This window comes from Azotobacter beijerinckii, from assembly GCF_900110885.1.
Taxonomy (GTDB): domain Bacteria; phylum Pseudomonadota; class Gammaproteobacteria; order Pseudomonadales; family Pseudomonadaceae; genus Azotobacter; species Azotobacter beijerinckii.
The window spans coordinates 25,921-36,789 of sequence record NZ_FOFJ01000038.1 but is presented as its reverse complement, the minus strand read 5'-3'; the positions used below and the strand labels follow the sequence as shown (position 1 = coordinate 36,789).

Annotated in this window: 4 protein-coding genes and 1 pseudogene (1 of these 5 only partly in view); 2 read left to right on the top strand and 3 right to left on the bottom strand. The window is 58.8% G+C overall.

The window, feature by feature from the left end:
- The 3 genes and pseudogenes from BMY22_RS16380 to BMY22_RS25395 all read right to left on the bottom strand — a co-directional run.
- On the bottom strand, positions 1-254 hold a 254-nt coding region (locus tag BMY22_RS16380; RefSeq protein WP_139211124.1), incomplete at its 3' end, for a transposase.
- 51 nt (positions 255-305) lie between these two features.
- Positions 306-575: pseudogene (locus BMY22_RS16375) on the bottom strand (flavin reductase family protein); the annotation flags it as partial.
- Positions 576-687: 112 nt separating this feature from the next.
- Complete coding sequence (locus BMY22_RS25395; RefSeq protein WP_090623875.1) at positions 688-894, bottom strand: helix-turn-helix domain-containing protein; 207 nt, start codon at positions 892-894, stop codon at positions 688-690.
- Between the two features lie 332 nt (positions 895-1,226).
- On the opposite strand from BMY22_RS25395, the gene BMY22_RS16365 reads away from it, so the two are divergent.
- A complete protein-coding gene (locus BMY22_RS16365) occupies positions 1,227-2,195 on the top strand; it encodes an efflux RND transporter periplasmic adaptor subunit (RefSeq protein WP_208599312.1) in 969 nt (322 codons plus the stop codon).
- A 124-nt stretch (positions 2,196-2,319) separates the two neighbouring features.
- Positions 2,320-10,869: the 5' portion of a tandem-95 repeat protein gene (locus BMY22_RS16360; protein ID WP_143068516.1), read on the top strand. Its footprint extends 25,710 nt past the window's final position; 8,550 of the gene's 34,260 nt are visible here — the first part of the coding sequence; its start codon is at positions 2,320-2,322; the stop codon falls past the right edge of the window.

Here is a 10,869-nt window from a genome sequence, read left to right as displayed (position 1 = left end):
GCCTGTCGCAGTTCACGCACTTCCCGTTCGAGCGCCTTGATCCGTTCACGCTCGGGCGTCGTCTGCCCCTCACGAAGTCCGGTATCGCGTTCGGCCTGCCTTACCCAGCGGCGCAGCGTTTCGGCCGTGCAACCGATCTTCGCCGCGATGGAGTGGATCGCCGCCCACTGCGACTCGTGCTCGTCCTGATGCTCGAGCACCATGCGAACCGCCCGTTGCCGGACTTCAGGAGAATACTTCGTTGCTGTCTTCATGGCTCCATCCTCTCAAAGGTTGGAGCCTCCGAAAAAACCGGGGCGGTTCACCTCGGCCAGCGGCCGGGGTGCGAGGTTCCAGACGAATTCGCGAGTGGCCTCGATGTTACGGACGCTATCTTCCACCCGATACTGGCAAAGCCGATGATCGGTGGCATGTAGTTGAAGGCATTGAAGAAGCTGTACGGAGCGAGGTTGCCAGTACCGCCGATGCCCAGGGAAGAAATCCAGCCGATCGGCCTGGGACCGACGATGGCATTCGAGCGGGTCGTGCTTCAGGCCATGGTCATGCCGGGGTTCGTAGACGTGGAAATCACTCATGTTTGCCTCTGTCTTTGGAGTCTTGCTGGGCTGGCCAGGTGAAACGCCAGGATCGTCCAGAAGGTGCTGAACCCGGCGAAGAGCAGTGCCTATGTCTCCAGCGACCACCTCATCAAAGCCTCGAAAAGCAAAAGACCTTGAAAGGGCTGGGCTTCATAGGTGATGTATCGGTCATGCACACTACGATTACGGTGGACCATCGCGACCGATGGTGGGGGCTGTGGTTCAGGAGCTGAGCAATTTTGCGTTGACTCAGGTTATTCGAGAGACGGATCTGGATCGTAGCGCGTTCTGCAACGCTGAGTTCGTAATAAGACATCGCGACACCTTATCGAAACGGTCAGGTGTGCACTCAGATTTTGCGGCCGCCCACAGTAAGATTAGGGAGGAATAGATTTTGAGATGGAGCACACAGTATAACGCATTCAATGCACTACACTATTAGCGTGATTTGGAATCAATTTACAATTGGCTGGCTGGCTGGCTGGCTGGCTGGCTGGCTGGCTGGCTGGCGTGAAGTAAAAGTTAAAAGTAAATTTTCGTTCATGTTGCGGACAGATTTTAATATTTAACTTTCAGCATTGAGACGTATTCCTCTTGATAAAAGAGATATTGAGAGGCAAGTCTTGGCTGTAATAGGAAGCATTGAGGTTGGATGGATTCAGTGAGATTTTTTCCTGCTGCCATGTGATCCGAGCGGCGTTTAGTAAGCGTAGGCTATGCCGGCCGTTGCAAATAGCTGACTGTTTTAAAGCATTTGATTACAGTGAGCCATCCCGTTGGACAAAAACATTTCTTTCGACAGGCATTGTCGGATTTCTGCTCTTGTCTGGTGTCGTCGCGTCGCCTGCCTTTGGATTTGACTGCCTCATTGAACCCTACCAAACCGTAGAGTTGGCCAGCCCGATGACAGGCTTGCTGGACACGGTGTTGGTGAGGCGTGCAGACAGAGTCGCCAAAGGACAGATACTCGCAAAATTCGAATCGAGCGCTGACGTCGCAGCAACCGAGTTAGCCCGCTTCAAGTCCGAACAGTCGGGCCCAACAAGCATGGCACGAAGCAAGATCGAGTTCTCCAAGAGGGAGTTCAGTCGGCGACGAGCCATGGCGCACGACCAGTTGATCTCGGCGCAAGAAAGCGACGATGCCGAGGCCGAATTGCGTCTGGCCGAGGCTGAGCTAAAAGTGGCGATGGAGAATCGTCAGCTTGCCAAGCTTGAGCATCAGCAGCAAAGCAGTCTTCTCAACTTGCGCACGATCCGAAGCCCGTTCGATGGTGTGGTCGTTGATCAGCTGGCGTTCCCGGGGGAGGTCGTCGAACCAGGGGGCAACAAGCGAGCGATTTTGCGGGTAGCCCAACTCGATCCCCTGCATGTTCGAGTAGTGTTGCCCAAGGATGCCTTTGGCAAAGTCACACCAGAAATGGCCGTGGAGGTGTTGCCAGAAATCCCGCTTCAGGGCCGCTACCTAGCGAAAGTCAAATCCATTGATCGCTTGATAGATGCAGCCAGCGGCACGTTTGTAGTGCTGCTCGAGCTGCCCAATCCGAATTTGGAAGTTCCGGCAGGAGTTACCTGCAAGACCACTTTTCCTGGTGTTCTAGCAGAACGAGGGAAATAGCCGCCCCAGGTGGGAGGTTATATCAACAAGCAAATGATCCCGATGGACGTTGGATTGCTTCGCTGAAGTCTTTTCAAGTCTTCGTCGTGCCGAGCACGGAAAGATATTTTTGCATGGAGCTGCTGTGCGTAAGTCTATCGAGAAAATCAACCGCTTGAATTCCGGCGACTATCCTGCTCTTTCACCGCTCACGTCGATCTTGAGACGAATGTTTGGGGCGGGGCGCAAGGGGCTCGCACATGAGCCGAGCACCGCTCATTCGGCCAGCAAAAATATCGAGATAGCCGGGCCAGCCATTCGCTTTGAAGCACTCGAGCCGCGCGTGCTCTTATCCGGTGAAGTCAACCCGGCGGCGCTTTCCGTCAATGGCACACTTTCCGCTCCGGGTGAAAAGAATCAGTATGAGTTCTTGGTAGAAGAATCGCGCCGGGTGGTTTTCGACAGCCTGACCAACCGCAGTGATCTGAACTGGACGCTAGAGGGACCGTCGGGGCAGGTCACCAACCGCAATTTCGGCAGCACCGATTACTACGCACAGTCTCCTGCTTTCGAGTTGGCACCCGGTAACTACCGGATCACGGTGGATGGGCAGAACGACGCCATTGGCGACTATTCCCTGCGGATCATTGATGTGGATGCCGCAGCCGATCTGGTGCCGGACACAGAGGTCAGCGGCACACTGGATGGTGGCAACAAATCGGCCCTCTATCGCTTCACCGCAACGGCTGGGGACAAGCTCTATTTCAAGGCTGGCACGGTTTCGGGCGGGGCGGCGGACTGGCGCCTGATCGATCCCTACGGTCGGCAGGAGGGAGGGACCTATGGTCTCTCAAGCGACCGGGATGTTTTCTCTTTGCAGCGCAGCGGCGAATACTTGGTGGTGGTCGAGGGCAGTGGGAGCAACATTTCCCCGCTTAGTTACCACTTCAACCTGTGTACGGTTGTCGACAGCACGGAGTTGATCGAACTAAATACCGAAGTGACCGCCAACATCGACCAGCCTGGGAAGGTAGCGAACTTCACTTTTCATCTGGAAGAGGATACCCCCGTCCTGTTCGACAGGCTGACCAATGCGAACTTCTACTGGTCATTGACTGGTCCTGAAGGCGTCAAGGTAGCGAGAATGTGGGCAGCCAATGCCGCGTCAAGCTACGCAGGCGGTTTGGGTCGCCTATTGTTGCCGTCCGGCAATTACACTTTATCGGTTGACCCGTATGGATTGGCAACCACGGGCTCGTTCCCGTTCAGATTGCTGAGCGGCGAGGCTGCGCAAACACTGCAGCCGGGCGCCGTTGTGACGGATTCTCTGGACAATTCGCGCGGCTCGCGGATCTATAAGCTTGGTCTGCTTGAGGGCGAGCAGATCTACTTGGACGGCCGCTCCCTGAGCGGTGGGGCCCTTGCCTGGCGCCTGGTGGATCCCTATGGCGTCCAAGTGGCCAGCAGCGCGCTGATGTCCCCTGTTGGGCCAGTGGCGGTGGGGGCCAGCGGTGACTACTGGCTGGTACTGGAAGGCGCCGACAGCAACGCCGCCAATACGACGGTCCACTACCAGTTTGCGATCAACAAAGTACCGAATCTCACTGCGGCACTGACCCTGGGCAATGTCGTCTCGGGCAGCGTAGATATAGCGGGCCAAACAACTGTCTACGCATTCGATCTCGCGGTTGCGACGCAACTGGTCTTCGACGCACAGACCAGTCGATCGGACTTGGTCTGGTCGCTCTCTGGGCCGCGCGGCAGCGAAGTGTCGTCGCGCCGTTTCGACCGGAGCGATGTGGCCAATGGCTTGAGCATCCTGAATCTCCCGGCGGGAAGCTATCGGCTCGCAGTCCGGGGCTCCGGCGGGGCGACAGGTGTTTATGTGTTCCGGCTCACCGACCTCGCAACCGCTGAGCCCCTGAGCTTGGATACGCCACTTGCCGGCACGCTCACCCCGGGGAGTTCGACTCGGACCTATCGCTTTAGCGTGGTGGCAGGCGACAAACTTGCTTTCCAAGCCAACAGCATGACTGGGGGCACTGCCACCTGGCGATTGATAGATCGCTATGGGCGCGATGTGGCCGGGGCGAATAATCTCGCCTCCAACCTTACCGCGCTGACCCTGACGACCGGAGGCGTTTACACCCTCCTGGTCGAGGGGCAGTCGGGCAACACGGTGCCTGTCGTCTTCAACGTTCAGCTCAATGCCATGGGCACCGAAGCGCAGCCCGTGCTGCCGGAAGGGGATGCTTTGTCATTCGGCATGGTCGTGGCCGGTACGCTGGCAACGTGGGATGCCACGAAGATCTACCGGTTCACTCTGGACGCCGATACGTTGCTGATCATGGACACTCAGAACCAGAGTAGCAGCAGTGCGATCTGGTCCCTGGTCGGACCGCGCAGTTCTGAGGTGAATCATCAGCAACTCTATAGCAGCGATGCTAACTATGGCTACCCGGTTTTCAGTTTGCCCGCCGGCGACTACGCGCTTACCGTCAAGGGGGCGGCCTACTCCGGCTGGATGTCGAACAACGGAGCTTATGCTTTCCGCTTGCTCGATACCAAGGCGTTTCCGGAACTCGTGCTGGGACAGCAGACTACGGCTTCGCGCTCACCTAGCAACGCCACGCTGGGTTATAGGATCGAGGCAGCGGCGGACAGCACGTTGATCTTGAACTGGAGCGATACCAACTATGGCTCCTTCTGGAGTTTGATCGATCCCTATGGCCGCAAGGTTTCGCCGATCAATGGCGACAATCAGGGCAATACCTACGCGATAGTCAGCGCCGGGACCTACACGCTGCTGAATGAAAGCTACTACTACGCAACCGGCAGCAGCAACGTCACCTTTACCCTCAGCGAGCAGGATCGTACGACAACTCCGCTTATCTTCAACGACCAGGCCAGTGGTTCGCTCGGTGGACGCCAAAGTTTGCCGGAGTATAGCTTCATCCTGGATCGTACCGAGACGATGGTATTCGACGCGCTGGACACTACCCTCGAGAATGCAGGTAATGTGCAGTGGTTGCTGCGGGGACCACAAGGTACCGTGAGCGGATGGAGGACCTTGACTGCCGACGCACTGTCGAGCAACGCTTTGCTGCCGGGCAAATACTCCTTGCTCCTGCGCAATACAACAGATAGCGCAGCCGGCTACCAGTTCAGGGTGTTGAACCGGGACGCTGCAGTGAGCCTGTTTCCCGGCAGTGCGGTCAACGACACTATTCCGGTGGGCGAAACCCGCCTTTATCGCTTCAACGCGAATGCGGGAGAGCGCTATTACTTCGATGGACAAAACAGTTACTACGGTACCAACGAGTCCTGTAGCTGGTCGCTGATCGATCCCTTCGGTCGAGTCATCAACAGCGGTTACACATATTATGACCGTCCTGATATTCAGTTGACTGCCAATGGCGAATATCTCCTGGCCCTTTATCCAAACACCCTGTCTTCGTATTCACCGGCTACGGCACCGCGTTACGTCAAGTTCAACCTGATCCCGAGGTACACCTCGATCGCGGCCTTGACTCCGAATCAGGATATCGAGGATTCAATCACCGATCCAGCTGAAGCCGTGAAGTACAGCTTCACGCTGGCCGAACCGATGCGGATCCTGGTCGATGCCTGGGATGGATCGAGTTTCAACTGGAGCCTGTCTGGCCCGCGCGGCGCCGAAGCGAGCAGTTATGGATTCGGAAATAGTCCGCGATTCTTCGACCTGCCGGCGGGCGATTATGACTTTGTGGTCGCGGCCAACGACTTGAGCACGGGGCTTTTCCATTTCCGTCTTACCGATCTGGCGTCAGTCGCGACCATTGATCTCGATTCACCCGTGCACCTCTCGCTCGCGGGTGATCGGGCACAGGCCTATCGCCGTTTCGACCTGGCCACCGCATCCGAACTGGTTTTTGATGCGCTCGGCAATGAGAATCCCTTCACGAGCTGGAGGCTTTACGACGCCAAGGGCCAAGTACGCGGCAGCGGGTATACCGACCGAGACTCCGCCCGTTTCACTCTGGCGGAGGGAGCGTACTATCTGGTGCTGGGTGACCGGAACCAGGAGGCGACCCAATACGATGTCGCATTGCGCCGGCTCGAGATCAAGACCGCTTCGCTCGCGCTCGGCAGCACCGTTGCCGATGCGTTGGAGCAGCCGGTACAGGAAAACCGCTACACCTTCGATGTCGTCGAACCAACGACGCTGCTTTTCGAAAGCCATACCAATAGCAGCGATTTGGCCTGGGAGCTGAGTGGGCCGTCCGGAATCGTCCAGTATGGCACCAGGTTCAATTTGGACGGTGTGCTGGCCCGCGCTGCCAGCGCGGGCACCTATACCTTGCGCGTGTATTCCAACAGCAACTCCGTTGGAAGCTTCGGATTCCGTCTCATCGATGTCAATGCAACAGCGGCCGACGGCCTGCCCGGACCACAAACGCTGGCGCTGGCGCCGGAAAGCCGCACGCGGGTTTTCGCCTTCGACAGCCGCACGGATGATTTCTTCAGCTACAGCTTCGGCAGCCTCGCCGGGTATTCCGCAGTGCAGATATTCCTGCTCGATGTGCAGGGCAACCGGTTGTTCCGCCAAGACAGCCGCTACGATTACAGCCAGCGCTTGAGCACGCCGGGCCGCTATTACTTGGTCGTGCAAGCCGGTGCTGCTGCGCAAACGTCGCTCGATCTGAGCTTCAAAGCGCTGCTAACGCGCAACCACGAGCAAGCCCTGACGCTGGACGCTGCGAATCAGGCCAGCCTTGATGCCGGGCAGGCCACCGATACCTGGACTTTCACGCTCGACAAAGATAAGCGCTTGTTACTGGATGGTCTTGCGAGCAGCCAGGTGTCCTGGATGCTCACGGACGGAAAGGGAACGAACCTCGGCTTCGCCAAGAGCTTCGTCAATCCGGCCCTTCTGGAGCTGGATGCGGGAAGCTATCGCTTGGTGATAGCTGGGAATAGCGGATCGTCCAGCGTACCGGGAAGCTATGCCTTCCGCCTGCTCGACACGGCGGCGGCCAGTGAGCTGAGAGATGGCGTACCGACTACAGGAACGCTATTCCCCCTGGGCGCGGGGGTATTCAAACTGTCCGTTCAAGCGGGCCAACAGTGGTACGTGGCGGTCACGGGCGCCGGGGCCGATGGCCGCGTGACGATCTTCGACACTTGTGGCAACGTCGTCGCCGCTCCGGCCTTGCCCGAGGCGGGAGCGGAGTTCGGTACGGGCAACCAGGCGGGAGACTACCTGGTTGTGGTCGATGGCGACCCGGCCCAGGCCGAAGGCCTAGGCTATACCTTGACGGCGACCCGTGCTCAGGAGCATGAGGCTTGGCTGCTGACGGACGGATCGAAGGTCAATGATGCGCTGGGTGAGGATGGCACCCGCCGCTATCATTTCGCTGTGGCCCGCAGCAGCCTGCTGTGGCTGGACGTGTTCGACGCGCCCAGTGGACGCTGGTCCGTTATTGACGCGCAGGATAACCAAGTCGCCTCGGGGGGCCTCGACAGCACCAGCGGTAAGCTGATATCCATCACCGCTCCCGGCACGTATACGCTGAGCTTTGTGTCGGATACAGCGTTCCCTGATACCTTTGCCTTCCAGTTGGCAAATCTGGCCTCAAGCGCAGTCGCCATCGACTCCGACACCCGCATAGATGGAGAACTGGACTCCGGCACCAGCACCCGGATCTACCGGTTCGACGCTTTGTCCGAGGACAGCTTCGAATTCGTGTCCTACGGCGCGAGCTCGGCGGATGTTCGCTGGCACCTGTTCAGCCAGAGCGGGGCGCTCCTGGCTAGCGGTAATGCCGGTGAAAACAGCAGCCGCGTCAGCTTCAACTATCAGGGTTCCGGCCAGTATTACCTCCTGATCGACGGCACGTCCGCCAACACGTCGGCTGTAACCTATGCCTTCGCCGCCAGTCTGAACCGGATAGCATTCGAGACGCCTTACAGCGGCATTGCATCCTACTATTCGCCGACCAGCTACAAGATCCACCTCGATCAACCGGCAAGCCTACTCTTTGACGCCTACAAGTCGAGTTCGGCTGGCTCTGCGGACTATTATGCCTATTGGACGCTGACCGGTATCGACGGTCAGGTCTTCTCCGGTAGCTTGCATCGAAACGGCCGCGATCCCATACCGATGCTGGTCGCTGGCGATTACACGTTGCGTGTGTTCAGTAGCTACTATTGGTACTCAGTGCCCTACCAGTTCCGTGTGCTGACCCAGGCCGGTGCAGAGGCGCTCACGCCGGGAACGCCGGTCAGCGGGACGCTCGCTCCGGGCAACTCCACCAAACTGTATCGTTTCGATGCGACGACAGGTGACAGCTACTACTTTCGAGGACTGCAGTCGATCTCGGGATACTGGCGCCTGATCGATCCCGAAGGAAAGCAAGTGTTCGACGTCTCGAGTCTTGGCAACCAGGACGCGGTACGTTTGGCCAAGACAGGGACCTACCTGTTGGCGGTCGAAGGCTACAACAATACGTTCTCGGCTCAAGACTATTCCTTCAACCTTATTCGCCCAGAAGATAAGGGATTGGTGGCGCTCAATTCCACGGCGAGTGGTTCGCTGGCGGCAGGGGCCATCGAGCGCTACCAACTGCACCTCGCCCAGGCGGCAATGTTGGTCTTCGACAATCTCGGCATCAACACGAATCTCTTGTGGCGCCTGCAACGCGGCGACGCTGTGGTGTTCGATCAGAAGATAGCGAGCAACGACAATTACGTGTACGACCCCGTCACCGGAGTCCATCGCTATATCAATGACTTCGGCGGCCAACTGCCGGCCGGGGACTATTCGCTGTTTCTCAACAATACCGGGGCGACCCCAGGCTCGTATTCCTTCCGCATCTTGGATCAAACCGGGGCGACCAGGGTGGTACCCGGCACGCCGGTCAGTACTGTCGTGACCCCGTCCAACGGGGCACAACTCTTTACTTTCGACGCAGTAGCGGGAGAGCGCTATTACTTCGATGCCCTGGCGACTCAATCAGCGCTGTTAGACACCACGGTCAGCCAGGCCGTGCCGCAATGGACCCTGCTGGATCCGTTGGGCCGGGCAGTCTTCAGCAAGGCCAATATGGGCTGGGCTGGAACCAGTTCCTATTGGGACTCGGCCTTGGGACGATACCGTTATCGTAATGTTTTCACGGGATACGACCAGGAGCCGACGGCATTGGCCATGACCGGCACCTACACCCTGATGGTGGAGGGCAGGAATACCGAGAGCAGGCCGCAGGCCAACGTGTCTTTCAACGTCGTCAAGGTCCCGAACAATCCACCTGTCGTCTTGGACACCGTGGTGATTCGTCCGGCTCCCGATCTGGCAGTCAACAGTGTCGTCCTCGATCCTGCCGAGACCCTCTTGACCGGCCAAGTGGTCAACATCCGCTGGGTGGTCGAGAACCGCGGCGTGCAGCCTGCCAGCGGGAAGTGGAGCGACCGCGTAGTGGTGCGCAACCTGGATACCGGCGCATTGGTCGCCAATCTCACCGTTCCGTACGATGCTGCGCTGGCAGGTGATATCGCGGCCGGCGAGAGTCGCTCGTTTAGCGCCACGCTGCAACTGCCCGCAGGCTCCTGGGCGGCAGGCCGCCTGGGCTTTACTGTCCTCACCGATGCCGACAACGTCATCCGCGAAGGCAACGCCACGGGCACGAGCGAGAGCAACAACGCCGCGACCGTCGAGGTCGCGGTGAGCCTGGCGCCATACGCCGATCTGGTCGTGGAAGGCCTTACGCTGACGCCCGACGGCGACTACCAGCCGGGGGAGATGGTCGGCGTCATCTGGACGGCTTTCAACCAGGGAACCAAGGCCGTCGATCAGGCCTGGAGCGAACGGGTCGAGGTGCGCAACTTGTCCACCAACGAAGTGGTGGCCGTATCGACCCTGCGCGATGACCTCTCAGCGGGTCCGCTGGATATCGGCGAACGCCGGACCCGCAGCGCGCAATTCACCTGGCCGACCGGGCTGTCTTCGTCCGGGCGCTTCGCGATCCGCATTTTGGCCGACAGTGCTGGCGATATTGTGGAGGCTAACGATTCGGGCCGCGGCGAAAGCAACAATCTCGCCGAAGTCTTCCGTATTGCTGGCCCCGATCTGCAGATCCGTAACCTGCGCGTCGAGAGCGGTAATATCCAGGCTGGTGGGCTGGTGGCCATCCATTGGGAAGACTGGAACCTTGGTAGCAGCGCCACCGGCAGCGCATTCGACGACCGGATCGTCGTCCGGAACACTGCCGCCAACCTGGTCCTGCTCGACACCAGCCTCGCCTACGATCCTCAACAGATCGTCGATGGCCAGGTCCTTGGCGCCATACAGCCTGGACACTCGCGCCAGCGCAGTTTCACCTTTCGCTTGCCCTACGGCCTCAAGGGCACGGGGGAGATCGGCATCACGGTGACGACCGACCAGAATGCGGCTGGGCTCGACGTGCTGTTCGAAACTAACCTCACGAACGACGCCGAAACCAACAACAGCACCACTACCAGCACTACGGCGGCGGCGGTTCCCTACGCGGATTTGCGCATCGACAGCCTCAGTGCGTCATCGACCGGGGTGGGCGGGGAGCCGGTCACGGTCAGCTGGACCGTGGCCAACCATGGACAAGCCGATACCGCGGTCGACTGGAACGATCAGATCGTCTTCAGCAACGACGCCATCATCGGCAATGCCGACGATGTCGTGATC